The organism is Pedobacter sp. FW305-3-2-15-E-R2A2, from assembly GCF_038446955.1.
Lineage (GTDB): Bacteria > Bacteroidota > Bacteroidia > Sphingobacteriales > Sphingobacteriaceae > Pedobacter.
Window position 1 is genome coordinate 2,319,501 of the sequence record NZ_CP151803.1, and the last position, 25,536, is coordinate 2,345,036.

The 25,536-nt window shown below is 42.0% G+C and carries 22 protein-coding genes; 18 read left to right on the forward strand and 4 right to left on the reverse strand.

Features of this window, described 5'->3' with window-relative positions:
- Positions 1-174 precede the first annotated feature (174 nt).
- The 5 genes from AAFF35_RS09615 (at position 175) to AAFF35_RS09635 (ending at position 5,052) form a co-directional block, all read left to right on the forward strand.
- The gene (locus AAFF35_RS09615; protein ID WP_342332230.1) at positions 175-1,317 is read left to right on the forward strand and encodes an MFS transporter; all 1,143 of its coding nucleotides are present in this window, start codon (positions 175-177) and stop codon (positions 1,315-1,317) included.
- Between the two features lie 313 nt (positions 1,318-1,630).
- Positions 1,631-2,656 (forward strand): c-type cytochrome, encoded by a 1,026-nt coding sequence (locus AAFF35_RS09620; RefSeq protein ID WP_342332231.1) that lies wholly within the window; start codon positions 1,631-1,633, stop codon positions 2,654-2,656.
- Positions 2,657-2,668: 12 nt separating this feature from the next.
- Positions 2,669-3,130, forward strand: coding sequence for a DsrE family protein (locus AAFF35_RS09625; protein ID WP_342332232.1), 462 nt, complete (start codon positions 2,669-2,671; stop codon positions 3,128-3,130).
- A 22-nt stretch (positions 3,131-3,152) separates the two neighbouring features.
- The gene (locus tag AAFF35_RS09630; protein WP_342332233.1) at positions 3,153-4,073 is read left to right on the forward strand and encodes a substrate-binding domain-containing protein; all 921 of its coding nucleotides are present in this window, start codon (positions 3,153-3,155) and stop codon (positions 4,071-4,073) included.
- 79 nt (positions 4,074-4,152) lie between these two features.
- Complete coding sequence (locus tag AAFF35_RS09635; protein ID WP_342332234.1) at positions 4,153-5,052, forward strand: LysR substrate-binding domain-containing protein; 900 nt, start codon at positions 4,153-4,155, stop codon at positions 5,050-5,052.
- Between the two features lie 96 nt (positions 5,053-5,148).
- Here the strand turns inward: AAFF35_RS09635 and AAFF35_RS09640 are convergent, their stop codons facing one another.
- The gene (locus AAFF35_RS09640; protein ID WP_342332235.1) at positions 5,149-5,547 is read right to left on the reverse strand and encodes a YtxH domain-containing protein; all 399 of its coding nucleotides are present in this window, start codon (positions 5,545-5,547) and stop codon (positions 5,149-5,151) included.
- Positions 5,548-5,727: 180 nt separating this feature from the next.
- Between AAFF35_RS09640 and AAFF35_RS09645 the strand changes: the two genes are divergently transcribed.
- The 9 genes from AAFF35_RS09645 to AAFF35_RS09685 all read left to right on the forward strand — a co-directional run bounded on the left by AAFF35_RS09645 (position 5,728) and on the right by AAFF35_RS09685 (position 19,372).
- Positions 5,728-8,079: a TonB-dependent receptor gene (locus AAFF35_RS09645; RefSeq protein ID WP_342332236.1), complete on the forward strand. Its 2,352-nt coding sequence runs from the start codon at positions 5,728-5,730 to the stop codon at positions 8,077-8,079.
- An 8-nt stretch (positions 8,080-8,087) separates the two neighbouring features.
- Positions 8,088-9,215, forward strand: a complete 1,128-nt coding sequence (locus AAFF35_RS09650) for a PepSY-associated TM helix domain-containing protein (RefSeq protein WP_342332237.1) — start codon at positions 8,088-8,090, stop codon at positions 9,213-9,215.
- A 49-nt stretch (positions 9,216-9,264) separates the two neighbouring features.
- The gene (locus AAFF35_RS09655; RefSeq protein ID WP_342332238.1) at positions 9,265-10,425 is read left to right on the forward strand and encodes an MFS transporter; all 1,161 of its coding nucleotides are present in this window, start codon (positions 9,265-9,267) and stop codon (positions 10,423-10,425) included.
- 17 nt (positions 10,426-10,442) lie between these two features.
- Complete coding sequence (locus AAFF35_RS09660) at positions 10,443-10,976, forward strand: DUF1572 family protein (protein WP_342332239.1); 534 nt, start codon at positions 10,443-10,445, stop codon at positions 10,974-10,976.
- A gap of 151 nt (positions 10,977-11,127) precedes the next feature.
- On the forward strand, positions 11,128-13,500 hold the full coding sequence (locus AAFF35_RS09665) for an FtsX-like permease family protein (protein ID WP_342332240.1): 2,373 nt from the start codon (positions 11,128-11,130) through the stop codon (positions 13,498-13,500).
- A gap of 13 nt (positions 13,501-13,513) precedes the next feature.
- Positions 13,514-14,005: a nuclear transport factor 2 family protein gene (locus tag AAFF35_RS09670; RefSeq protein WP_342332242.1), complete on the forward strand. Its 492-nt coding sequence runs from the start codon at positions 13,514-13,516 to the stop codon at positions 14,003-14,005.
- A gap of 396 nt (positions 14,006-14,401) precedes the next feature.
- Positions 14,402-17,530 carry a TonB-dependent receptor gene (locus AAFF35_RS09675; RefSeq protein ID WP_342332243.1) on the forward strand — a complete coding sequence of 1,043 codons (3,129 nt, stop codon included), beginning with the start codon at positions 14,402-14,404 and terminating at the stop codon, positions 17,528-17,530.
- A 19-nt stretch (positions 17,531-17,549) separates the two neighbouring features.
- Positions 17,550-19,001, forward strand: a complete 1,452-nt coding sequence (locus tag AAFF35_RS09680) for a RagB/SusD family nutrient uptake outer membrane protein (protein WP_342332244.1) — start codon at positions 17,550-17,552, stop codon at positions 18,999-19,001.
- Between the two features lie 191 nt (positions 19,002-19,192).
- Complete coding sequence (locus tag AAFF35_RS09685; RefSeq protein ID WP_342332245.1) at positions 19,193-19,372, forward strand: hypothetical protein; 180 nt, start codon at positions 19,193-19,195, stop codon at positions 19,370-19,372.
- A gap of 36 nt (positions 19,373-19,408) precedes the next feature.
- Here the strand turns inward: AAFF35_RS09685 and AAFF35_RS09690 are convergent, their stop codons facing one another.
- Together AAFF35_RS09690 and AAFF35_RS09695 are read right to left on the reverse strand one after the other, a co-directional pair.
- Positions 19,409-20,293 carry a dihydrodipicolinate synthase family protein gene (locus AAFF35_RS09690; protein ID WP_342332246.1) on the reverse strand — a complete coding sequence of 295 codons (885 nt, stop codon included), beginning with the start codon at positions 20,291-20,293 and terminating at the stop codon, positions 19,409-19,411.
- Positions 20,294-20,325: 32 nt separating this feature from the next.
- Complete coding sequence (locus AAFF35_RS09695; protein ID WP_124577169.1) at positions 20,326-20,796, reverse strand: cupin domain-containing protein; 471 nt, start codon at positions 20,794-20,796, stop codon at positions 20,326-20,328.
- 33 nt (positions 20,797-20,829) lie between these two features.
- On the opposite strand from AAFF35_RS09695, the gene AAFF35_RS09700 reads away from it, so the two are divergent.
- From AAFF35_RS09700 to AAFF35_RS09710, 3 genes are all read left to right on the forward strand, one after another.
- A complete protein-coding gene (locus tag AAFF35_RS09700) occupies positions 20,830-22,380 on the forward strand; it encodes a PLP-dependent aminotransferase family protein (protein WP_342332247.1) in 1,551 nt (516 codons plus the stop codon).
- A 42-nt stretch (positions 22,381-22,422) separates the two neighbouring features.
- Positions 22,423-23,271 carry a helix-turn-helix domain-containing protein gene (locus AAFF35_RS09705; RefSeq protein WP_342332248.1) on the forward strand — a complete coding sequence of 283 codons (849 nt, stop codon included), beginning with the start codon at positions 22,423-22,425 and terminating at the stop codon, positions 23,269-23,271.
- Between the two features lie 83 nt (positions 23,272-23,354).
- Positions 23,355-24,044 (forward strand): siderophore-interacting protein, encoded by a 690-nt coding sequence (locus AAFF35_RS09710; protein WP_342332249.1) that lies wholly within the window; start codon positions 23,355-23,357, stop codon positions 24,042-24,044.
- Between the two features lie 8 nt (positions 24,045-24,052).
- Here the strand turns inward: AAFF35_RS09710 and AAFF35_RS09715 are convergent, their stop codons facing one another.
- Positions 24,053-24,487: a DUF3995 domain-containing protein gene (locus tag AAFF35_RS09715; RefSeq protein WP_342332250.1), complete on the reverse strand. Its 435-nt coding sequence runs from the start codon at positions 24,485-24,487 to the stop codon at positions 24,053-24,055.
- A 377-nt stretch (positions 24,488-24,864) separates the two neighbouring features.
- Here AAFF35_RS09715 and AAFF35_RS09720 point away from each other — a divergent pair, with 377 nt between their 5' ends.
- A complete protein-coding gene (locus tag AAFF35_RS09720; RefSeq protein WP_342332251.1) occupies positions 24,865-25,530 on the forward strand; it encodes a class I SAM-dependent methyltransferase in 666 nt (221 codons plus the stop codon).
- Positions 25,531-25,536: the final 6 nt, after the last annotated feature.

Sequence of the window (25,536 nt, forward strand, 5' to 3'; positions counted from 1 at the left end):
AATTTTACACTAGCTACGCAAGTTATTTAGAACAATTCTACTTAATAAGTTGATTTGTAATGAAAATGAGATAAACGGGAACTGAAGCGGTACAAATGAAATCTATATTCTATGCCTGATTAAGGGGATGGACCAAAATGAATTGCTAAATTTGCAGCATAAAAATAACCCCCAATGATTTCCAAGCAAAAACACCGTTTCTTCCTAAGTCTGTTTTTTTTTATTTCAGGTTTTAGCTTTGCCACCTGGGCATCGAGAATTCCAACGATAAAAACAACATTCGACTTTAATGAAGCGGAGCTGGGGAGCATCTTACTGGCACTGCCAGTTGGCTCCTTGCTGGGGCTTCCCATTTCAGGCTGGTTGATTTCCAGGTTCAATAGTAAAGTACCATTGGCTGGCGGATATGCATTGAATGCTTTTTCCCTGGCATTAATTGGTTTTGCCCAAAATGTCTATAGCCTTGTTGTGGCGGTGGTCCTGTTTGCTTTCACTACGCGGATCTTTAACATTTCTGTAAACACGCAGGCATTGACCCTTCAGAAGCAATTTGACAAGAAGATCATCGGCTCGTTTCATGGATACTGGAGCATCGGTGGAATCGCGGGAATTTTGCTCTCTACCTTATTGTTGAGCTTAAATGTATCTATTCACCTCCATTTTTCTATTGTAGCGGCCATTATGCTATTGGTAACCGTATATTCTTATCAGTTCTTACTTGGTGGTGATCGCTCTAAAACGGGAAATAAGCTCATTATAAGCAAACCTGACCCGTATATCTTTTACCTTGGAGTAGTGGTGTTTTTATGCGCCATCTGTGAAGGAGGGATGTTTGACTGGAGTGGAATCTATTTTCAGGAAATTATCAAAGTAGAAATCTTTACTTATGGTTACCTGATCTTTATGACCTTTATGGCAGCTTCCAGATTCCTCTCAGATATTATTATTGCCAGATTTGGAATGCCTAAAACTTATATTATGAGTGCGGCCTTTATTATATCCGGTATTAGCCTTGCGATTATCTTTCCGACTTTCTGGACGGCTATGGCGGGCTTTTCATTGGTAGGTTTTGGTACGGCCTCCATCATTCCCATGTCTTATGCACTGGCAGGAGCTTCAAAAAAATATTCCCCGGGAATGGCAATCTCTATTATTGCCACCTATTCTATTACAGGGATGTTATTGGGACCACCATTGATCGGCTATCTCGCACACGCTTTCAACCTGAGGGTTTCTTTCATCATCTTCGCACTTTGCGGTTTATTACTGATTCCGATTACCCGCTTATTCTTTAACCATCAGCAAAAAATAGGGTAGCGTCAAAAATTGAAACATAATTTTATGATAGATGTTTTATGCTGCTTTTGACAGCCAGATCACCAATCTTGAAGATGGGAACGAAAGTTAAGTAGGATAGGAAAAGTATACTTAAAAAACCCAAAAAACACCTTGTCGTAAAATACGGCTTGATCTTTAATAAAATCTATCTATTATATAGGTTAAATATTTTGTGTTTTCTGATAACTTTTTGTTATAGGCGATAACATTATTGAATTTCTTCTTCATTCCGGTTTCATCCACTTTTGTCAGGCAGTAAAAGCTATTAGCTGCTGTGAAAACCCTGAAAATAATGGAAGATATTTTAAAACAGCTTCGCCGTGGCCTGATTGTAGTCATCTTACTTATCGTTGTAATGTTAGGCTTGATGGTCGGTATGGTGGTCGTTAATATACTCCCTGAATCTTCTTTATTGGCTAAAGTGGAAGGTAAAGATCCTGCATCATCATTCGAAGAAACTAGAAAAAAGACGATGTGGAAAGCTCCGGACATTAGTTCCCTAACAGATGAGGATGAAAAGAAATTGGTGGAATATGGCAGAGACCTGATTGCCAATACTTCCAGGTATTTAGGACCTAATGGTACGGTTGGAAAACTGACTAATGGTATGAATTGTCAGAATTGCCATATGGATGCTGGCACTAAACCATTTGGAAATAATTATTCAGCTGTTTATTCTACTTATCCAAAGTTCAGGGCAAGATCAGGAACTAAGGAAACGATCGTGAAGCGCATTTCAGATTGCTTTGAAAGAAGCCTTAATGGCAGCAGACCTGGACCTGCGGAAATGAACGCAATGGTCGCATACATCAGGTTTTTGGGGACAGGCGTAAAAAAAGACAGCATTCCACAGGGCGCAGGACTGGAAAAGCTCGCGTATCTTGACCGGGCAGCTGATCCGGTAAGGGGAGCTTTGATTTATCAATCAAAATGCAGCTCTTGTCATGGTGCTAAGGGCGAGGGGATATTGACAGAAGATAAAAATTCCTTTGTGTATCCTCCTTTATGGGGACCGCAAAGTTATAATGATGCCGCAGGCTTGTACAGAATTTCCAATTTTGCAGGATACGTTAAAAATAATATGCCTTTTGGCGCATCTTACGAAAATCAGCTATTGACAGATGAGGAATCATGGGACATCGCTGCTTTCGTAAATTCGCAACCCAGACCTCATAAAAATCAGGCGGACGATTGGAAAGACATTTCGAAAAAACCGGTTGATTATCCCTATGGGCCCTATAGTGATAGATTTACAGAGCGGCAACACAAATACGGGCCATTCAAGCCAATGGTACAACTCATCAATAACTCAAAATAAACTAAAGATCCTATGAAAAAAATTAAATTCCTGGCGGTCACAGCTGCTTTGCTGTTCAGCTTAAATGCGGTAGCTCAGGAAAAGCAAGACGTATCGAAACCCTTCCATGGAGCCATTGCAGTAAAGAAAATCTATAAGGTGGTATATCAGTTGAATACAGAAGATGACAAGAAGATTGTTGCTACGTTAAAAAATATCAACAATGCTTTACAAGACCCAAGGCTGAAAGGAAAGCTTAAGGTGGAATTGGTTGTTCATGGCGGAGGTGTTGTTGCATTTAAAAAAGATTCAGCCTATGAACAGCAGCTTCTGGAACTCCAAAAAAAAGGTGTTTTACTTGCGCAGTGTGAGAATACGCTCAAAGAGCGCAACATTGGAAAAGATGAACTTTATAGCTTTATTTCCTTTGTGCCTAGCGGTAACGGAGAACTGATCATCCGCCAAAGTGAGGGTTGGGCAATTCTTCATCCTTAATTTTAATCTTATCTGAAATAACATGAAACTGATTTATGCCGCTTTACTGGCAACCACGACAACGTTGCTGACCTTCAATACGCATGCCCAGGAATATAAATTCGACCCTCCATGGAATAAGCCTTTCAATGATGGACTGAATTTTACGATCAAAGGAATTGACAATGTACCCGATCTTTATGGAGATATCACTGACCCGCAATTGGTCATTTTTTTTGCCGGGAACCAATTTATGGTGATCGATGATTTGCTTAAGGGCTTTAAGGAAACTTACCCTCAATATACCCGTATCTTTGCAGAAACGCTTCCTCCGGGGATCCTGGCGAAGCAAATACAGAGCGGTTCAATAACTATTGGTAATATGAGAATCTCACATCTACCGGACGTATATACTGCCGGCAAGTCAAGGATTATAGCGTTTTCAGATTGGTTCTCCAGAACTGAAGTTTATGCTAAAAATAAGCTTGCAATCATGGTTCAAAAAGGAAACCCTGCCAGAATTGAACGCTTACAAGATCTGAGTAGAGCTGATGTTAAAGTTGCAATGCCAAATCCTGAATGGGAGGGAATTGGAAAAAGAATAGAGGAAGCTTATGTTAAAGCAGGTGGAGTAGCGTTAAAAAAGAAGATTATGATAGATAAGGTGCAGGATAAATCTACTTATCTTACGCAAATACATCACCGGCAAACCCCGATGCGCATTCTTTATGGAGAATCGCAGGCCGGACCGGTCTGGTACTCTGAAGCATATTATCAGAAGATGATCAATCACCCTATAGAAATTATTGAAATCCCCGATAAAGAAAATATTCAGGCGACTTATATGGCGGGGCAGTTAAAAAAAGCACCACATAAACAGGCGGCGAAAGATTTTATGGACTTTATAATCAGTAAAAAGGGCAAGGAAATTTATCGTAAATATGGTTTTACCACAAACGACTAACGGTTATAATCATTAGGCGAATTCTTAAGAAAAAGATACTTTTAAAGCATGAAAATTGAGAGGTTAGCAAGGGGGATTTATGTTTGATTTTAGACTCAGGGTTTTTTATATCGTAGCAAAGCGACTTAATTTTACCAGGGCAGCAGAAGAGCTGTTTATCACTCAGCCAGCAGTAAGCCGGCATATACATGAAATTGAGGTATTCTACAAAACTAAACTTTTTGAACGTAACGGGACAAAAATTAAGTTAACGCAAGCGGGGGTTTTGCTTTTGAAACATTCGGAAGAACTGCTTAACCTGCACCGTAATATAGCGTCTGATCTTGCAGCACTTTCAAAGAATATTAAGGGGTCGCTTAAGATAGGGGCCAGCACAACGATTGCAAATTATTTTTTACCAAAATATCTTGCATCATTCAAACTGAAGTTTCCTGAAGTGAAAATTGCGCTCATTTCAAATAATACAGAGACGATCGAGAATTTGTTGTTAGAGAATAAAATAGATATTGGTTTAGTGGAGGGACAAACCAAACGTCAGTACATTAATTACAGGTCGTTTGCCAGGGATGAAATTGTTCTATGTACCAGTAATGTCAATGCGGTCTCGAAAAAAACAACCATATCTACCGCTGAACTGCAAAAATTACCTATGGTGCTCAGAGAACCTGGTTCAGGCTCTTTGGAAGTAATCACCTCAGCGCTAAAAAATGTAGATGTAAATCTATCAAATTTAAATATCGATATGGAATTGGAAAACACAGAGAGTATAAAATCTTATCTTCTGAATTCACAATCATTTGCATTTCTTTCTATTCACTCGATGCTAAAGGAGCTTAAAAGCGGAGAATTAAAAGTTATTGATGTGAAAGGCCTTGATATTAAAAGATGTTTCTATTTCATTACGCAAAAGGGCGATGAACATTATTTGAAGGAAACTTTTGTTAAACACCTGTTATCCGATAGCTTCAAGCTTCAATAGGGTATTGTTGCTTACAATTAAGGGTATATACTTTATGCAGGAAACCTCCTGATAAAGTATATACCCAATTCTCTTTTTATGCTGTATGTTTTTAGACTAGCTGTTTGTTACCTTATCTGCAGCAGATTTAACGTCTTCTGAGATATCCTTAGCTTTAGACTTCGCCTCATCTACCACTTCATCTTTCAGGTCTTCTGCTTCTTTCGCTTTAGACTTTACCTGATCCACGACCTCATCTTTCAGCTCAGATAATTCCTGGCCATTGGTCCGGAGTTTATTCTTTACCGTTTGCAATTTGTCTTTCGCAGTATCGGAAAGGTCTTTTGCCTTATCCGAAATCCTGGTTCTGATGTCAGCTCCTCTTTCAGGTGCAAATAAAACACCAATAACAGCACCCACTGCAAGTCCGGTTAAAAGCGCCACAACAGGCAGGGTGGAATCTGATTTCTGAGTCGTTAAAGAAGAGATTGCTTTTCGAAAATTATTGTATTTCATAGGATTATGTTTTTGTAGATCACATATAATAGGGAGTTACCCTTTGGTATAGCAACAGCTGATTTTTCAAAGTGTTTGAAAAAAAATGAATTAGCTCAAAGAACAGGATGGATCACAATATCGTATTCTATTTGTAATTAATCTAAATTAATATATATTTGCCGCTCAAAACCTCCATTCATGAAGCTTAAACCTTTACTTTTACTTACCGCACTGTTTGTACTCTTTTTGCCTTGGAATCTATTTGCCCAGAATGGCAAAGGAACAATTACAGGAACAGTAACAGATTCCTTAAATCAACATATCCCTTTTTCTAACATCAGCATCAAAAAACTGGGACTGAAAACCAGCTCAGATAAAAACGGCAAGTTCATGCTTAGCGGAGTTCCAGCGGGAAATCATGCGCTAACGATCTCGATAACCGGATATGAAAAACAACAAAAAGAAGTCTCTGTTTCAGCGGCAGAGACCACAGATCTTCAGGTCATCTTAAAAGAACAACAAGCGGACTTGTCGGAGGTAATCGTTTCTGCCAGCAGAAGGGCAGAATCATTGTCGCAAACACCTTCTTCGGTAACGATATTGACCGCAAAAGACATCAATACCCAATCCATCATCAGTCCTAACCTGGCAAATATTCTGTCGTACAGCGTTCCGGGATTGGGAATGGCGACCAATCAAACCGGGAATTCCGGACAAACCCTTCGCGGGAGAAATGTATTGGTCCTGATTGATGGAATTCCTCAATCTACGCCATTAAGGGCAGGAGGAAGGGATATCCGAAGCATTGATCCTTCTGTGATCGAACGTGTGGAAGTGATCAAAGGAGCAACTGCCATTTATGGAAATGGTGCAGAAGGTGGATTGATCAATTACATCACAAAAAAAGGCAATTCCGGAAAAACATTTGGCGGGTATTCGCAAATCGGCCTGACTGGAAATACGAAAGGAGACAGCACCATTGGCTATCGCGCAACGCAGCAGTTCTATGGTAAACTGAAAAAGTTCGATTATATCGTTAGCGGTATGTATGAAAAAACAGGGGTATACCGGGATGCCAAAGCATTGGTGATCTCGCCGGAATACGGTCTTGGAGAAACTAAATCCTACAATGGTTACGCAAAACTGGGTTACGACATTTCTGAAAAACAACGACTGGACCTGATGTATAACTATTTTAGCTCCAGACAGGATTCCCGTTATGTAACCAAGGCCGGAGTTTATGGCAGCTCACCGGCTATTGGTGTCCGGGGGATCAGGCCAGGTGTGGATGAAGGGACCCGTTTTAACCACAATGCAAACCTTCAATATACCAATCAGAAAATAGCAGGAAATACAGACCTTACTGCAAACGTATATTATCAGGATTTTTATACCATCTATTCCAATAGTGCTTCCTTCCTGGGCGGCGGACAATCGGCCCTTTTATCTACGAAAAAGGGAGCGCGTTTAAACTTAAATACCCCTTTTTCGCTTTCTCCGGCTGTGCTGATGCAGGTAAATTATGGCCTGGATGTGTTGAATGATAAAACATCCCAGAACCTGGTTGATGGCCGGGAATGGGTGCCTAAAATGAACATGCTGAACCTGGCTCCTTATGTTCAGGCTACCGCAAATATCCTGAGCGATCTGACGATTAAAGCAGGCTTAAGGTCTGAAAATATGGACATTAAGGTGAATGACTTTACCACCCTGGCCGGGCCAAATGGCGCGGGAAATATCGCAGTAAAAGGTGGAACCTTAAATTATAATGCATTTGTGTTTAATGCAGGCGCAAGGTATTCTGCCTGGAAAGTGTTCAATCCTTTTGTGAGTTATGCCCAGTCTTTTTCTGTATTTGAAGTGGGAAGAGTACTTAGAGTGGCCACCAGCAATACTTTATCCCAACTGGAAACAAAGCCGATCATCGTTAATAATTATGAGGCGGGTTTCAGCAGTGCATTGGGCAAACTAAACTTAAGTGCAGCCTATTATTTAAGTACCTCGAAGCTGGGTGCAAACCTGCTTGAGGTGAATGGTGTTTACATTTCTCAAAGAATCCCGGAAAGGGTATATGGATTTGAAATTCAGGCGGATTATCCGATCATGGATGGTTTGCTGATCGGTGGTAACTATGCAAAAGTAGAAGGTAAAGGAGATGTGGATGACAACGGTAAATTCGATGGGCCAACAGATGTTTACCTGAATACCACCCGGATTCCTCCTTCTAAAACTACGGCTTACCTAAAGTATTCAGGAATTAAAAGCCTGAGCATAGACCTGAACTGGGTGCATGTGGGCAGTAGAGACCGCTTCAAGCGCAACGAAAAAACAGGGAAGTATTTGATAGGCGAAGGTCCGGTAAAGGCTTACGACTTGTTTAATTTTGCCGCGGCATATAAAGTAAATCAGGCTTTGAGCCTAAACCTTGGAATTGAAAACTTATTGAACAAAAGCTATTACCCGAGTATATCTCAGTTCTACGGAAGTGACATCAACTATGTAAGGGGCAATGGACGAAGGTTTAACCTTGCTGTAGGCTACGCCTTTTAATAAAAAGAATGAAGCAATTTAAAAATGCGATAAGACAAATTCACCTCTGGCTCGGTTTAGGTACCGGGCTGGTGGTGTTTATCATCAGTGTAACCGGATGTCTTTATGTTTTTGAAGAAGAGATCAGGGATTTAACGCAAAAGGAATATAAATATGTTCCGGTTCAGCAAAAGCCATTTGTCGGACTGGATCAGATCATCAGGAACTTCGAACAGCTGGCGCCAAAAGAAAAGATCACACTGATCCGCATTACAGAATCTGAACCCAATGCAACGGTTGCGGTGAGCAGCAAGAAGAAAAAGGTGTATTATTTTAACCCCTATGATGGTCAGCTGGTCAATAAAGGAGCGGCTGATTGGCTGAGTGTGGTGCTGGATCTTCACATGACCCTGCTTTTGGGAGAAACAGGGAAGTTTATTCAACGCTGGTCTGTGGTGGTTTTCGTATTGATGTTGCTGACGGGGCTGGTCTTATGGTTCCCCAATCAAATGCGTTTGTTGCGGCAGTCGCTCTCTATCAAATGGAAAGCCTCTTTTAAAAGAGTCAATTATGACCTTCACAACGTGCTTGGCTTTTATGCTTCCGGGATTTTAATCGTGGTTTCTTTATCAGGATTGTATTTTGCTTTTAAAGAGGTGAAAACCGGGGTCAGCTTTTTCACAGGCAGCAAGCTAAGCGAAGGCAGGAAAGAGAAAAATGTTGCAGCGAAGGAAAATCATGAACCGCTTGCAAGCCGTTATCATCAGATGTATCAGTCCATATTGCTTCAGTATCCTGGAGTAACTTCTTCCTCGATATCGGTTAGGAAAAATGGAGAAATCCGGTTGAGAACAATGTATCCTTATCGCTGGGCAAGAAATCAGAATTCTTTCTTTTTCGATGAAACCAGTGGACAATTGCTACGTTCCAAGTTGTACAAGGATTTTAACAAAGCCGATTTCTACGAGGCTACAAACTACGACCTGCATACCGGACAACTCTTTGGTTGGCTTGGTAAAATCATTGCTTTTATTGCCAGCTTAATCTCTGCAAGTCTGCCCGTTACCGGATTTATCATCTGGTGGAAGAAAAGGAAAAAGAAACCTGTAGTTGTGAAGGTTCGATATGACCTAAGTACGACGAATCTCCCTGTTTAATTTTGCTAAATTTGCGCGGTGTATTTTTTACACTAACGTTTAGCGGAATATGAAGAAAAGTTTACTCACCTTAACCCTTGGCGGACTTGGGATTGGCATTACCGAATTTGTAATGATGGGCTTGTTGCCCGATATTGCCAAAGACCTCAATATTACTATCCCTCAGGCAGGGCACCTGATTTCTTCCTATGCTTTAGGTGTGGTAGTAGGGGCTCCGGTACTCGTTGCCATTGCCGGAAGTTATCCTCCGAAAAAGATTCTTTTGGCATTAATGGTGATGTTTACCGCATTTAATGCCCTTTCCGCTTTCTCTCCGGATTATACCACCATGCTTGCCGCCCGTTTTCTGGCCGGTCTTCCACATGGTGCCTTCTTTGGTGTAGGTTCTGTTGTGGCCAGCCGCATCGCCGGAAAAGGAAAAGAAGCACAAGCCGTATCACTCATGTTTGCCGGTTTAACCATCGCAAATGTGATCGGCGTTCCCCTGGGAACTTATATCGGACATCATTATTCCTGGAGGTATACCTTTGTGATCATCGTCATTGTAGGGCTGATCACCTTGTTAAGCCTTAAACTATGGATGCCGAACCTTCCTGCAACCAAAGACAGGGATTTAAAAAAAGAACTTTCTTTTTTCAAACTGCCTGAAGCATGGCTGATCATTCTGATGATCGCTATCGGAACCGGAGGGCTATTCTCCTGGTACAGTTATATTGCACCATTGCTGACCGATGTTTCCGGTTTCTCTCCGGATTCCATTACCTATATCCTTGTGCTGGCAGGCCTGGGAATGTTGGTTGGGAACTTTATCGGGGGTAAACTGGCAGACCGTTTCTCTCCGGCAAAAGCTTCTGTGTCTTTATTGATCACAATGGCCATCACTTTGTTCATTGTCCACTATATTTCCGGCAATCAGGTGCTTTCTCTTGTGATGACCTTTATCACTGGTGCTGTTGCTTTTGCGCTTGCTGCGCCAATTCAAATGTTGATGATCAATACGGCTAAAGGTTCTGAAATGATTGCCGCTTCGGTGAGTCAGGCGAGCTTTAACATCGGAAATGCATTGGGTGCTTTTCTGGGCGGATTGCCATTGGCTGCGGGTTATGATTATACTTCGCCGGTATGGGTAGGAACGGTTATGGCTTTAACAGGAGCACTTTTTGCCTGGATGTTGATCAGCAGAAACAAAAAGATGGTTTTGGCTAAATAATTCTCTAATTTTATCGGATGGCTAAAAACTATCTTGAAAGTGTAAAGCAGCAACTGGAGTATTATAAGGCTTTGGGAGAGAAAACTTTTGCCCAGCTTTCTGATGAACAGCTGTTCTGGCAATATGATCCTCAAAGCAATAGCATCGCAACGATTGTAAAACACCTTTCCGGAAATATGATCTCCAGGTGGACGGATTTCTTTACCGCCGATGGAGAGAAAGAGAACAGAAACCGGGAATCAGAATTCGACAATGACCTGCAATCCAGGACAGCGCTCCTGCGCTGCTGGGATGCAGGATGGAAGTGTTTTCTGGAGGTGATTTATGATTTAAAAGAAGCCGATCTTACCAGAGAAATTTTGATTCGTCATGAAGCCCTCTCTGTAACGGAGGCGGTCAACAGGCAATTGGCTCATTATCCTTACCATATCGGACAAATTGTATTTATAGGTAAAATGCTGTGCTCGGAAAGCTGGACTTCTTTGTCGATCCCAAGGGGAGGTTCGGATGCCTTTAACCAGATCAAAGAAGATCAGCATAAATCAAAGTAACGATTTAGGAGCTGGTGGTCCTGTCCGAATTTGTACAGCAAAACTGTCCGTATATGAACACCTTTATTTGAAAAGCGCCTCTCCATAGCATTAATAAAGGTTTTTGGCTATGGCATGTGATTGGCATTGAAGGATGAAAACAACCAGCATTATGTTTCAACATCACCTGTTACTGATTTACCGGAACTTCAAAAGATATAAGAGCTCTTTCTTAATCAACCTGTTTGGGCTTTCAGCGGGGCTCTGCTGTGCGCTGATGATCTACCTTTGGGTAGCGGATGAACTGGGAATGGATAGATTCCATGCGAACAACAGCAGGCTTTTTCAGGTGATGGAAAATGAAAAGACGGCAACGGGTGTCAGCACGGGAGACGGGACTTCAGGATTACTCGGAGAATCACTGGCCAAAGAAATGCCCGAAGTGAGGCTGGCGGTAACCGCTTCTCCCAGCTATTGGCTGGAAGAGAGTAAAGTATATGTTGGGAACGGCACGGCGATTAAAGCAGCAGGGAAATTTGCAGGTAAAGACTTTTTAAAAGTATTTTCTTATCCCCTGATCTCCGGAAATAAAGATCAGATACTAAGTGGCATCAATAATATCGTGATTTCTGAAGCGCTGGCGATGAAATTATTCCATACCACAGATGTGGTCGGAAAAGAAATGGCCTGGAGAAATTCAGAACTAAAAGGAGAAAATCATGTGCTGATCTCCGGAGTTTTCAAAAATGCAACAGACCGTTCCTCAGATCACTTTGATTTTCTGGTTCCTTTGGAATTTTTGTTTAAAACCTCCAACTACCTTAAATGGGGAAATCATGGCCCATCCACTTTTGTCGTCCTGAAGGATGGGGCAGATCCCGGTCAGTTTGAACAAAAAATTAAAGGATACATGGCTGGAAAAGGCCATGCTTACCGGGAATTGTTCATCAGGCCTTATGCCGATGCCTATCTGTATGGTAAGTACGAAAATGGGGTGATGACCGGAGGGAGAATCGATTATGTGCATTTGTTTTCGCTGATCGCCATCTTTATCCTGGTGATTGCCTGTATCAATTTTATGAATTTGTCGACCGCCAAAGCATCCAGAAGGATGAAAGAAGTAGGCATAAAAAAGGTAATGGGTGCGAGCAGAAAGTCATTGATCCTGCAGTACCTATCGGAATCTGTGCTGCTGACATTTCTAGCGCTGTTCCTGGCGCTTTTAGGCGTAGAGTTGTTTCTTCCACAGTTTAACCAGATTACAGATAAACATTTAGTACTGGATTTTAACCTGAATATGGTGTTGATCTTCATGGGGATCGCCTTGTTTACGGGGTTGTTCTCCGGCAGTTACCCTGCGCTTTATCTTTCTGGGTTTAATCCAGCTGCTGCATTAAAGGGGAGACTTGGATCTACGATGAGTGAATTGTGGACCAGGAGAGGTCTGGTGGTCTTTCAGTTTACCCTTTCTGTTATTTTAATCGTATCCGTTTTTGTAGTCTATAAACAAATAGAATTTGTACAGACTAAAAGTCCGGGTTTTAAAAAAGACAATGTATTGTATTTTGAAACGGAAGGCCGGTTAAAGACGAATGTAAACGCTTTTTTATCGGAGGTTAAAAAGGTTCCTGGTGTGCTGAATGCTGCGGGAATGGATCGGAATCTGCTGGGTGACCTCAGTGCGACCACTGGTGATTTCAACTGGGAGGGGCGCAACCCTAAAGAGCTGATCAAATTTCAAAAAGGAAGGATTGGGGCTGGTTTGATTGAAACATTGGGGATGACGATGGCTGCCGGCCGTAGCTTTTCAGGTCAATATGGATCGGATAGCACTAAGATTCTGATCAATGAAGCAGGAATCAAAGTAACCGGGCTCAAAAATCCGGTAGGTAAGGTCTTTGGACTCTGGGGTAAAGATTATCAGATTATCGGGGTATTGAAAGACTTTAATTTTGAGTCCCTTCATACCGATGTGAAGCCGATGTTCTTTAGGTTTGAGCCTAACGAATTAACCCGGGTGATGATCAGGATCAAAGCAGGAGAGGAAAAACAGACGGTTGCGGCCTTGCAGAAATTTTATAAAGGTTATAACCCCGGCTTCGTATTTGACTATAAATTCCTGGATCAGGATTTTCAGGCACAATATGTGGCGGAAAATAGAGTAGCCATTTTATCCCGTTATTTCACCGCACTGGCGGTGATCATTTCTTGTTTGGGTTTATTCGGACTGGCTACCTTTACTGCGGAGAGAAGGCTAAAAGAGATTGGCATCAGAAAGGTATTGGGGGCTTCAGAGATGAGCATCATCATGATCTTATCAAAAGATTTTACCAAGCCTGTGATAGGAGCGATCTTTATCGCGCTTCCGCTAAGTTATATCATGACCAAATATTGGCTCAATACCTTTGCCTACAGAATAGAATTACAAATCTGGTATTTTGTTGCAGCAGGTTTTCTCGCTTTACTGATCTCCTGGCTTACGGTGGCCGTACAATCGATCAAGGCAGCGGCTGCAGATCCGGTTAAATGTCTTAAAACTGAATAATCAACAACAAACCATGAAAAGAATCAATGTCCATTTTTTTAGCGCAACGGTCCTGTTGCTTAGTAGTTTTGTTTTTAGTTCCGCTCTGAAAGCTCAGGGGAAAGCCTATGTAATAAAAGATGCCGAATTGTATCGGACAATTGCGCACATGGACAGCGTTTGTTTTGATGCTTTTAATGCCCGGGATTTGAAAACATTGAGTAGTGTTTTTGCAGAGAACGTAGAGTTTTATAACGATGGCGGGAAGGTGACCAATTATCAGCAAACGATGGAAAGTTTTAAAAAAATGTTTGCCAGCAATACTGCTTCTCCGTTGAAAAGAACTCTGGTTGGTAATATTGAGGTGTATCCGCTTAAAGATTTTGGAGCAATAGAAGTAGGGGTTCATCAGTTTACCCATGTAGAGAATGGCAAAGAAGAGGTCGGTATTTTTAAGTTTGTCCAGATCTGGGAACTTAAAGATGGTGCATGGAAAATGACAAGGGTGATCAGTTACGATCATTAGGTATTGCCTTTTTCCTGTTTGACATGGAAGCCCGGTTACCAAGCGTAGCCGGGCTTTTTTGATTTCCAGCAATTTTGCCGCTGCAAAGACGCTCTTTTTCTCTAATTATTGCATCCGCTGAGTAACATTTATATGTGAATTTTATCCGGTATTTTATGTTAAATAAAATTAAACATTTTCGTTACAAAGCTATTTTTATTGTATTTAAGAATAGATATCTGAATTGTATATCGTTTTAAAAGTATTATTATATTTTTTATCTTGAAACCATACTTAAAATAATTTATTTTTCAGTCATTAAAGTGTCATTTGTAGGATTGCTTTCCTTGATAAATCAAGCAAAATAGTCGGATTTGATATATTCGGGTTTAATAACTAACCTAAATTTTATTGATTATGAAAAAACTTTTACAAAGTTTGACCATTCTTATGTTCTTTGCTTTTTCGGCAATGGCACAGGAAAGGACAGTATCTGGAACAGTAACGGGGGCGGACGGACTTCCAATACCAGGCGTTACAGTCCAGGCTAAAGGTGTCGCACGTGGCACCCAAACAAATGCAAATGGCAAGTATTCTATTGGCTTGCCTGCATCAGTCAATGCATTGGAATTTATTTCCCTGGGTTATGTCAGCCAAACCGTTTCTATTGCTTCCGGAAACGTGATTAATGTCGTTTTAGCAGAAGACACCAAAAACCTGAATGAGGTGATTGTCATCGCCTATGGAACGGTAAAAAAGGAGAACTTCACCGGATCGGCTTCCAGTGTAGGTGCGAAGACTTTCGCCGACAGGCCAAATACTTCCTTTGAGAAAGCGCTTCAGGGTGCGGCAGCGGGGGTACAGGTGACTAGTGTGTCGGGGCAGCCAGGTGCTACTTCTTCTATTCGTATCCGCGGAGTCGGCTCATTCTCAAATGCACTGAGCTCACCTTTATATGTAGTTGACGGTATCGCCATTACAAATGGTGATCTTAGTCAGGTTGCACAAACTTCTGATGTACTCTCTTCTTTAAATCCTAATGATATTGCTTCAGTAACCGTTTTGAAAGATGCAACCGCTGCTGCAATCTACGGATCTAGAGCTGCGAACGGGGTAATTTTGATTACAACCAAACAAGGTCAGCGGGGAGATACTAAATTTTCGGCAAGTGTTTCAGGTGGTTATTCTTCGCAGGCGGTGAAAAAACATGAGACACTCAATGCCATGGAATATTATAAGTTATATTTTGACAGCTATTATGCAAGACGTATTGCAGCAGGATCTGCACCTGATCTTGCTGCCACTGAGGCTAATAAATTGACCAGAGACAAATTAACGGTAAATCCTTTCAATACCCCAAACCCATTTGGTGCTGATGGCGCATTGAGCTCAGGTGCTTCCCTGCTTTATGATACAGACTGGAGAGATGAAGTGCTGCGTCGTGGAGTAACAAAAGACGTAAATGTCTCGGCAAGTGGTGGTACTGAAAAGCTTAAGTATTACGTTTCAGGGGGTTATTTTGATCAAAAAGGTATCGTTATCGGTTCTGATTTTGAAAGATTTACAGGTAAATTTAACCTGTCTAATGATGTGACTAAAAATTTCTCTTTTGGAATTACCAATAGCCTGTCACGTACCAATCAAAATACACCGGCAGGTGCTGGTGGAGGTGCAAACCCGGTAAGGTTCGGAGATCTGGCGGCTAATATTTATTCTTTATATGTAAGAGATGCTGCAGGAAATCCAGTGCTGGATGCAAAAGGTAAGCCTACATATAGCTATCTAAACCCGGTTTCTCCTGACTTTAACCCGGTAGGGCTTGCTGAACTGGACGAGTATAACACGATTACTTCACGTGTCATTACCAGTCCTTATGTTCAGCTTAAATTCTTAAAAGACTTTACGGCAAAGTCTGCAGTCGGAATTGATTACATCAACAACCGCGAGCGCCAATTCTATAACCCTACTCATGGAAACGGAGTAAGTGTAAAAGGAAGAGGATATCGCTATACCAGGGAAGATGTTACCGTGACCTTTGTAAATACAATTACTTATGATAAAACTTTTGGTCTGCATAGCGTGAATGTATTGTTAGGTCAGGAAGCTTATCGTACTAAACTGGATAACATCTACGCACAGGCAACGAACTTTGCTTTTCCGGGAGCAACGGAATTGATCGCAGCTTCTACGCCAAATACAGCAACTTCTTCTTTTACGGAAAAAAGATTATCATCATACTTCTCCAGAGCAACCTATGATTATGATAAAAAATACTTTTTATCAGGAAGTTTTAGAAGAGATGGTTCATCCGTATTCGGTGTCGGAAATAAATATGGAAACTTCTACTCCGTAGGTGGTGCCTGGAGAATCAGCAAAGAATCCTTCTTCAATACAGGTTCTGTATTGAATGATTTAAAGCTTCGCGCAAGTTACGGTACTTCAGGAAATGACAGGATTGGACGTTACGATGCACAAGGTCTGTATACTTTAGGCAGAAACTATGAAGGACAATCGGGTATGGTATATACTCAATTGGAAAATCCGGCATTGCAATGGGAAGAAAATGCAACTACAGACATAGGTCTTGAATTTGCATTGTTGAACCATAGAATTACCGGGGAAGTTTCTTACTATAAAAGAGGATCTAAAGGTTTACTATTTGATAAACCGATCTCAAGACTTACCGGTTTTAACCTGATCAAAACCAATCTGGCCTCTATGGACAACTCCGGTGTGGAGATTTTGTTAAACGGTACCCCGATTCAGAATGACAACTTTACCTGGAATGTCTCTTTTAACATCACCTCAAATAAGAATAAAATCAAGAAAATGACTCAGAATGAGATCATTGATACTGAGGATGGAACGAAAAGATTAAAAATTGGTGGCGACAGATATGCTTGGTTCCTAAGACAATACGCAGGTGTTGATCCTAATGATGGAAGTCCGATGTGGTATACTGATGAGCTTGATGCAAACGGCGTCCGTACAGGAAATAAAATCACGACTAAGAGCTACTCAGCGGCGACCAGATATGATGGCCTGGGGACCTCTCTTCCTAAATTTAACGGAGGTCTTTCCAATACGTTCAAATACAAGGAATTTGACCTGAGCGTACTTACTTATTTTTCAGTTGGAGGAAAAATTTACGACAATTTGTATGCTTCTCTAATGCACAACGGGATCAGTCCGGGACAGCAAATGAGTAAAGATGTATTGAAAGCATGGAAAACCCCGGGAGAGGTGAACAGCATTCCAAGATTTTTACCTACCGGTAACGGAGATCTTTCAAACAGTGTTTCAGACAGGTTCCTTTTCAATGGTTCTTATATGAGGGTTAAAAATATTACCCTTGGTTATTCCTTGAAGAAAAAATGGTTGAACCCTGTTCAGATGTCTAACGTTCGTGTTTATGTAATGGCTGAAAATCCACTTACATGGGCTGCACATAAAGGTCTGGACCCTGAGACAGATTTGGGCGGATTGAGTAACAATGATATCCCTAATATCAAGACATTCTCTGTTGGTTTAAGCGTAGGATTTTAATTTTTATACAGAAAAGGACATGAAAAATATATATAAAATCGCAGTATATGGTGCGGTCATCTGCCTTGCCGGACTTGGTGGATGTAAAAAAGAGTTTTTGGAAGTGACGCCAAATGACAAGACAAATGCAAAGGACGCTTTCTCCTCTCCGGAAAAAATCGCAGTAGCGATGACGGGTCTGTATGATTTGACCAGTACCGGAGATTACACCAATAACATGATCTTAAATAATGATGTAAAAGGTGGTAATGTGATGGTGGTGAGCGGAGCGGGAAATTATGGTCGCTTTGTAAACGGATACCAGTTCATTGAAACAGTGAACTCCGTAGAGCCTTCGAACTATTGGACTGTTGCCTACAGGGTAATTGGAAATGCGAATCAATTTGAAGCAAATATTCCAACTGCACCCATCACTGAAGCGCAAAAAACGGCTTACCTTGCAGAAGCAAGAGCAATTCGCGCCGATGCTTATTTCTGGTTAGTGAGGTGGTACGGAAAACCATATAATCTGGATCCGGAAGCACCTGGGGTTCCTATTGTGAAACTTCCTTTAGGTCCTAACGACACCCCTCCGGGTAGAGCTAAGGTTAAAGAAGTTTATGATTTTATTCTTGCAGACCTGAAATTTGCAGAAGCAAACCTTCCTGCCAGAAGCAATATCTATAGAATGAATGGTGCTGCCATTCAGGGACTGCTTGCCAGGGTATACCTTAACATGGGAAATTATCCGGAAGCAAGTAAATATGCTAAATTGGCAAGAGCATCAAGACCATTAGGTAATGCGGCTTCTTTGCTGGCCGGTTTTAGCAACCCAAGTTCGGAATGGATTTATGCCATTAACGTAAGAACAGATGATAACCAGGGCTTTATTGCAGTGAGTTCTTTCTACGATCCTTATGATGTTGGTTACTCTAGTTTCAGGGTAACGGATGAGTTTTTAAATTCATTTAGTGAAACAGACGTTCGTAAACAACAGTTTTTAGTGAAGGAAAGTTTAAATGCGTCTCCAAGTACGGCAATGTACCGCAGGAGAGGTACTGAAGGGTATCTGATCAATAAATTTGATTTTAATACGACGCCTGCCAATAATCAGGTGCTGATTCGCTCTTCAGAAATGTATCTCATTGAAGCGGAGGCTGAAGCCAGGCAGGGATTGACGCATGAGGCTGCTGCAAAAGCTGCGCTTCTGCCAATTCAGTTAAGAGCTGGAACGGCTACCGTAATTTCACTAAATACCGGTCAGGCTTTGATTGACGAAATTATGGTGGAAAGAGATAAAGAATTGTATGGAGAAGGACATAAGTTTTTTGACTTGTTGAGAACGAAAACCCCGGTTACAAGATCTGGAGTCAGCCATTGGAAAATTGTAAACTTCCAACCAGGCGATAACAAATTGGTGTTCCCAATTCCACAGGTAGAAACAGATGCGAACCCTATTTTAAAAGGTCAGCAGAACCCAGGTTATCAATAGTGATGATTTCCAGGAATTAATTTCTTTAATATCTGAAAACACAAAATCCCGGCAATTGCCGGGATTTTGTGTTTTCAGATATCTGTAGTTCTATACTGAAATTTTATCACCTGTTTTGCTATATTTGAACCAGGTGATGGTCTTTAAATAGTGCGTTCAGTATGCCGGAAATACTCTTAATCTGCGTTTTAATGATTCCACAGACCGTGGCGGGGATTCTTGCGAAAAGTATGGGCAGGAGCTTTTTCTTCTGGTTTTTCATTTCTTTTCTGATTCCTATTGTCTCGCTGATCGTGTTGCTGTTTTTAGAGGATAAAGGAGCACCTGGTGGTTATGAACTTGCAGATCACGTGAATAAAGATAATTCTTAACCCAGTTGGGAATGCCCGGGTTAAGAATCGTTAGACTTATGCTTTTAGCGCATTTAGCAAAGTAGCCAATTCTGTTACTTCCTGACTGTTCAGTGGTTTTAACGGACCTCTCAGTTCACCACCCTCTTCGCCAAGGATTTCCAGACCAGATTTAATTGCCCTTGGAAGACCTTTTGCCAAGAGGTATTTTAACAAATTAAGCTGTTTGTAAAAAAGGTTTTGAGCGGAAGGTAAGTCGCTCTTTTGAATGGCATCGTACAAACCAATGTTCAATTCAGGAATCAGGTTCGCCGCTGCGGTGCACCAGCCTAAAGCTCCTGCAGCAAAAGCGCCCAAAGCAAGGGGATTAGAACCGTTAAAAAAGGCGACCTCTTCTCCTAAATCTCTGCGGAGGGTATGCATGCGCTGCAGATCTCCGGAGCTTTCCTTGATCATCGTCACATTCGGGATCTCCAGTAACTTTTTCAACAGGGCCGGAGACATATCTATTCCTCCTGTAGCCGGGTTATTGTAGGCCATGATCGGTATAGAGATCGATTTGGCTACGGCTTCATAATGACTGAAAATCTCGTTGTCCGTTAGTTTCCAGTAACTCATAGGAATGATCATTACTGCTGTACTTCCCGCTTTCTCTGCAAATTTAGCATGATAAATGGTCCTTTCTGTGGTCAGATTCGAGACCCCGGTAACTACAGGAAGCCTTCCGGCAACCTGCTGAATGGTGGCTTCAGTGATGGCTTCCTTTTCTTCGTCGTTGAGATAAGGCATTACTCCTGTACTGCCAAGCGGTGCAATACCGTGGGAACCAGAAGTAACCAAACGCTCTACGAGTTTTTTGAAGAGGGGAAGGTCTATTTGTTCCTGGGTATTAAAAGGGGTAATGGGGTAGGCGATAATGCCTTTAAATGTATGGTTATTCATGTAATTGGAATTTTGAATTAAAAAATAAATTTTTACAGGTCTCTGCCTTCTTCTTCTCTTAAGGCTACACCCAGGTGTTGTAGCTGAGGTGCATTTTCGCAGGCAATGTATTTTGCCGGTTCTGTATCACTCAGGTTCTGATGACGGTGCCATGCCCATACCGGAATATATACTGCATCTCCGGCCTGCCATTCTACTTTTTCACCTTCGATCTCGGTATAACCTTTTCCTTCAATGACAAACAATACGGTTTCATAGGTATGGCGGTGTTTATTGGTGAGCTGTCCCGGTAAAAGTCCGCCGATGGTCATGCTTACATTTCTGGTAGGAAGGTCTACAAAAAACACCGGGTGTTTTCTTTCTGTAGAGAACTGGTTATGAACGCCTGCCTGCTCTACATTCCTGTGTATGAACTTCTCAGGTCTTACATAGTTTGGACGGGCAAAGGTTTGGTGGAAATCTTTTGAAGATAGTTGTGCTGTTTTTTCTGCTGTTGTTTTCATGATATTGAATTTTAAAGAATGAAAAATTATTAAATGTCAATTCCTTTTGACAGGACAAATTTTGTGTATTTTTGGACGACTAAAATCATCCAGTTTTTACTAAAACTAATGGGCCAGATGCTGAGACCTTGGAAAACCATACTGAACATCGAATTGGGAAGTCATAAATCTGTATTCCAGCAGATTGCGGACGGGATTATCGGAGAGATCAAAAAGGGGCGGCTAAAACCGGGAATGTCCTTGCCGGGAAGCCGGATTCTGGCTGCCGACATTGGTGTAAACCGTAAAACGGTGGTTCTTGCTTATGAAGAACTGATGGCGGAGGGCTGGCTGGAAACTGCTTATAAAAAAGGAACTTTTGTTTCTGAAAAACTGCCAAAGCAAAAAGAACGGCGCAGGCAAAGAAATGAGGAAAGCATCGCTTCGGTAAAGAACTTTTCTTTTACTGCATTTGGTTCCGGAATGCCGGCAAGTGTCAACGCGGATGTCCCTTTGATTGTCTTTAATGATGGATTGCCTGATGTAAAACTGGCGCCTCTGGATGAACTGGCGCGTGCCTATAAGCGGATTTTTCAGCAAAAAGCAAGGTGGAGAATGCTGGGTTATGCCAATGAAAGGGGAGAAGAGCGGCTGCGTACCGCCATTGCAACCATGTTGACCATGGACCGAGGCTTAAGTTTCGGAATTGATCAGATTTGCATTACCCGGGGGAGCCAGATGGCATTGTACCTCACGGCTCAGATCCTGATCAAGCCGGGGGATATCGTGGCCATGGAAACACCGGGATACCGGCCTGCTTTTGAAGCATTCAGGCATGCAGGAGCAACCATTGCACCTGTAGAGATCGATGAACAGGGCATTCGCATTGCGGAACTGGAGCAGCTGTGTAAGAAAAGTCAGCTGAAAGCGGTTTATGTCACCCCGCACCATCAGTTTCCCACTACCGTCAGTATGAAAGCCGACCGGAGGTTGCAGTTGCTGGCACTGTCCAATCAATATGGATTTGCGGTTATAGAAGATGATTATGACCATGATTACCATTTTGGACTGAGGAGTTTATTGCCACTTGCCAGTTATGACCAGGCAGAGAATGTGATTTACATTAGTTCTTTGAGTAAACTCATCGCTCCGGCAGTAAGGGTAGGTTATGTGGCTGGTCCGGCTTCTTTTATTGATTCTTTAGCAGCGTTGAGGATGACCATAGACCGGCAGGGAGACCCGGTAATGGAAAATGCAGTGGCAGAATTGATGGAAGAAGGGATTGTCAATAAACATGCGAAACGGGCATTGGGCATTTATCGCGAAAGAAGGTCGGTCATGAGTAAATACCTGGACCAGTATTTAAAAGAAAAAGCGGATTATCAACTCCCTGAAGGTGGACTGGCCTTTTGGTTAAGGTTTAAAAAACCGGTTGACACTGTGGCCTTCTCAGAACTCTTATTGAAACATGGTGTCCAGGTGATCTCTACGGAAAGGTTTTCTTTCAATGGAAAAGCCTTAAATGCCTTACGTCTGGGCTATGCCGCACTGGACGAAGCAGAACTGGAACGGGGAATCCAGATCATCGCTTCTTTAATTCCTTAATCGTCTTTTTTCTGAATATTTGAATAATTGAGCTACATACAAATGAAACAACATATCCCTGTCCATAAAATGGCCGAACGCAATGGCATAGGCCTGGAAATGCTTTATTTCCAAAGCGTAAATAAGGAACGTGCAACCCTGTTGGGGGCACATAGAGATGATCATTATATTTTCATTTTTCAGGAAGAGGGAAGTACGCAGGTCATGCTTGATTTTAAAACGATCAATGTGGAGGGCTGTGCCTTATTGTACATCATCCCCGGGCAGGTACACCATATCCTGAACACCGAAAACTCCTCGGGTTGGTTTCTTGCAGTGGAAACCTTGTTGGTCGCAGAAGAATACCGTCAGATTCTGGAACATGTGATTCTGGAGCAGGAGTCCCTGCTGCTGGACGAGGGCGGCAAGAATAAGTTTAAACAATGTATTCAGCTGGTGCATGAAAGGTTCCTGGATATGAATCAGCCACTGAGCAAACAGATTGTTCATTCCCTGCTCTCTTCCTATATCGGGATGCTGGCCGAAGCTTACCTGCTGACTAAGCCTAAAAGTGAAGCCTTAAATACCAGGCCAGTGCAGCTGACCCGGCAATTCAGAACATTGCTGCTTCAGGACTTTAAAACGGTAAAGGGGCCTGCTGAGTATGCAGCTAAACTGAATATTTCCCTCACTTACCTCAATGAAGTGGTAAAGTCCAATACGGGATTTCCGGTGAGTTACTGGATTCATCATGAAATTATCCTGGAAGCAAAACGGCTATTATACCATACTGACCTTAGCCTAAAGGAGATTGCCTTCTCCCTGGGCTTCACCGATCATACCTATTTTTCGAGATTGTTTACCAAGGTTTCCGGTGGTTCAGCAGGGAAGTTTAGAAAGAGTTACCGCTAATCGTCCAATAGTTACCCTTGATCCTGCATTGTTGTTGCCTTCTTTTTAATGTTGTTTTGTAATGGATTATAAAATGATACGGTATGAATATGCTAAAGAGGAAAGCACTGCAATTAATCGAACGTCAATTGGGAAAAACGGGGATTGTCCTGGAGGTCAGAAGCTGGAACCCTTCTACCTTTTACGAAGTTGACCTGCACCTTCCGGGAGTAGATATGAACAAATGGACTTCGGTGCAACATATGAAAACAAAGGTCGCGGAACATGTATACCGGGATTATACGCCTGCCAGTTGGGATGCGGAAACACAAACCTGTACCCTTTATATTGACGCTTCACATGATGGCGATGGCAGTAGATGGGCTTCTCAATTGCGTAAAGGGGATCAGATCTGTTACCTCGGGATAGGAGGGACCAACGCAAAACCTATAGATGGTAAGAAAATCTTATGTCTTGGCGACAGCTCCTGTGTCGGACATTTCCTGGCTTTGGAGCAATTGGTAGGGAAAGGAAATGTGGCCGGTGCACTGGTCATCAAAGAAGAAAACCACCGCGCTGAATTTGCCAGTTATTTTGATACCTTACTCGAAGCGATTCCTGCAAAACTGAGCAGCAACATTGATAACCTGCACGACTGGTTAAAAGAACAGCAATGGGGAAGCAATGCGATATATATCGCCGGAAATGTGCCTATGGTGGTTGGCCTGAAACAAAAAATCCGGAAACTGCCAGATTTTGATGCTGCGGTAAAAGTACAGGGATTCTGGTGGTAAGGACCTGCTTATTGTCCGCAGGTCATCAATGGGATCGATAAGCTAAATAAAGAAAGCACAAGGCAGAGCGGAACATAAGTCCTGGTGTCTTCTTTTGCGAAATTGGTTCCCTTGATGCTTTTCATCAGTCCGATATATTTGAAATCTCCGATGGCACGAAGGCAGAAGATCCCGGAAATCACATAAGTGCCAATGTGAATGTACCTTCTGTCGATCATTGAATCGGCAATGCCAAGGTTTGCCAGGGTAGTAAAAGCAAATAAGGCAAGTCCCAATGCTACGATCAGGGTTCCAAACTTACCCGGCTTCATGGCCTGTTCCCCGCTAACTCTTACCGGTAACGCATTTTTTAAGGCCCAGGTTCCTCCAAAAACCCAGTAGATGTGCAACAAAGAAAGAAAGATAAAGATTAGGGTGTTAATGGCGACTAGTGCAAATATCATTGTTGTTAATTCGTATTGTATGGTCTGATAAACTGATAGGCAAGCATAATCTGTGTCTTGACAGTATTTATAGAGATGCCCAATAAAGCCGCAATATCGGAATACTTTGGCTTATCGTCATTATTAAGCAGGAAAAAAATCTCTTTTCCGGCCGGTATCAACGCTGTTTTCGTGTAAATCTTTTTTATAGGGTTTCGGTTTTGTACTTATGTGTTTGATCATCAGCGACTCCCGGTTATCACAAATTGTCCCATTCTTTTGGGCTGTTTGTCTGTCCTGATGATTTTTTGTTAGGAATGTAAATTTCTTAAAAACAGCAGGTGATAAACGGTATTTTATGGAGATTTACATTCCCAATAAATAAAAACATAGTAATAATGAAAAAAGAATGGACTGAAGAAGAATTGAGAGCAGTGGCCAGTCAGCTGAGTCAACCTACAGGTGAGGCTGGAATAAAGACTGGTGAGCGGATGGCAATTTCGAATGAAAATATGATTACCAGAACGATTGAATCTTTGCAGCTAAGTGCTGATGAAAAGGTTTTGGAGATCGGGCAGGGGAACGGCAGCCATATTGGTTTGCTGATGGAAAAGGCAACAGGCTTACGATATATCGGAACGGATATTTCTACAACGATGATGGAAGAGGCAGCGAGGATTAACGAGGACCTGGTTCAGTCAGGATCAGTTTCTTTTGAGCTGTCTGATGGAGAACACCTTGCTTTTCCGGCAGATACCTTTCAAAAGATTTTTACAGTGAACACCCTTTATTTCTGGAAAGATCCCAAGGCCTATGCAGCGGAGATTTACAAAGTATTAAAACCCGGTGGCCGTTTCTGTATCGCATTTGCGGCCAAAGAATTTATGGAGCAGCTGCCATTTACAAAATGGGAATTTCAACTTTATACTGCGCAGATGTTAAGTGAGCTGCTGAAAGAGGCAGGTTTTCATATCCTGGAAGTTATAGAAGAAAAGGACAATACCCAAAGTAATTTAGGTACAGCTGTTCAGCGCGATATTGTGATCGTTGCTGCAGGGAAATAGGCCGGA

Excerpts from the sequence above, each read along its gene's own strand:
- AAFF35_RS09685 (WP_342332245.1), top strand. The coding sequence starts at position 19,193 with ATGATTCCACAGACCGTGGCGGGGATTCTTGCGAAAAGTATGGGCAGG.
- AAFF35_RS09695 (WP_124577169.1), bottom strand. The coding sequence starts at position 20,796 with ATGAAAACAACAGCAGAAAAAACAGCACAACTATCTTCAAAAGATTTC.
- AAFF35_RS09625 (WP_342332232.1), top strand. The coding sequence starts at position 2,669 with ATGAAAAAAATTAAATTCCTGGCGGTCACAGCTGCTTTGCTGTTCAGC.
- AAFF35_RS09615 (WP_342332230.1), top strand. The coding sequence starts at position 175 with ATGATTTCCAAGCAAAAACACCGTTTCTTCCTAAGTCTGTTTTTTTTT.
- AAFF35_RS09715 (WP_342332250.1), bottom strand. The coding sequence starts at position 24,487 with ATGATATTTGCACTAGTCGCCATTAACACCCTAATCTTTATCTTTCTT.
- AAFF35_RS09710 (WP_342332249.1), top strand. The coding sequence starts at position 23,355 with ATGAATATGCTAAAGAGGAAAGCACTGCAATTAATCGAACGTCAATTG.
- AAFF35_RS09660 (WP_342332239.1), top strand. The coding sequence starts at position 10,443 with ATGGCTAAAAACTATCTTGAAAGTGTAAAGCAGCAACTGGAGTATTAT.
- AAFF35_RS09680 (WP_342332244.1), top strand. The coding sequence starts at position 17,550 with ATGAAAAATATATATAAAATCGCAGTATATGGTGCGGTCATCTGCCTT.
- AAFF35_RS09620 (WP_342332231.1), top strand. The coding sequence starts at position 1,631 with ATGGAAGATATTTTAAAACAGCTTCGCCGTGGCCTGATTGTAGTCATC.
- AAFF35_RS09665 (WP_342332240.1), top strand. The coding sequence starts at position 11,128 with ATGTTTCAACATCACCTGTTACTGATTTACCGGAACTTCAAAAGATAT.
- AAFF35_RS09705 (WP_342332248.1), top strand. The coding sequence starts at position 22,423 with ATGAAACAACATATCCCTGTCCATAAAATGGCCGAACGCAATGGCATA.
- AAFF35_RS09675 (WP_342332243.1), top strand. The coding sequence starts at position 14,402 with ATGAAAAAACTTTTACAAAGTTTGACCATTCTTATGTTCTTTGCTTTT.
- AAFF35_RS09650 (WP_342332237.1), top strand. The coding sequence starts at position 8,088 with ATGAAGCAATTTAAAAATGCGATAAGACAAATTCACCTCTGGCTCGGT.
- AAFF35_RS09645 (WP_342332236.1), top strand. The coding sequence starts at position 5,728 with ATGAAGCTTAAACCTTTACTTTTACTTACCGCACTGTTTGTACTCTTT.
- AAFF35_RS09690 (WP_342332246.1), bottom strand. The coding sequence starts at position 20,293 with ATGAATAACCATACATTTAAAGGCATTATCGCCTACCCCATTACCCCT.
- AAFF35_RS09720 (WP_342332251.1), top strand. The coding sequence starts at position 24,865 with ATGAAAAAAGAATGGACTGAAGAAGAATTGAGAGCAGTGGCCAGTCAG.
- AAFF35_RS09670 (WP_342332242.1), top strand. The coding sequence starts at position 13,514 with ATGAAAAGAATCAATGTCCATTTTTTTAGCGCAACGGTCCTGTTGCTT.
- AAFF35_RS09655 (WP_342332238.1), top strand. The coding sequence starts at position 9,265 with ATGAAGAAAAGTTTACTCACCTTAACCCTTGGCGGACTTGGGATTGGC.
- AAFF35_RS09635 (WP_342332234.1), top strand. The coding sequence starts at position 4,153 with ATGTTTGATTTTAGACTCAGGGTTTTTTATATCGTAGCAAAGCGACTT.
- AAFF35_RS09640 (WP_342332235.1), bottom strand. The coding sequence starts at position 5,547 with ATGAAATACAATAATTTTCGAAAAGCAATCTCTTCTTTAACGACTCAG.
- AAFF35_RS09700 (WP_342332247.1), top strand. The coding sequence starts at position 20,830 with ATGTCAATTCCTTTTGACAGGACAAATTTTGTGTATTTTTGGACGACT.
- AAFF35_RS09630 (WP_342332233.1), top strand. The coding sequence starts at position 3,153 with ATGAAACTGATTTATGCCGCTTTACTGGCAACCACGACAACGTTGCTG.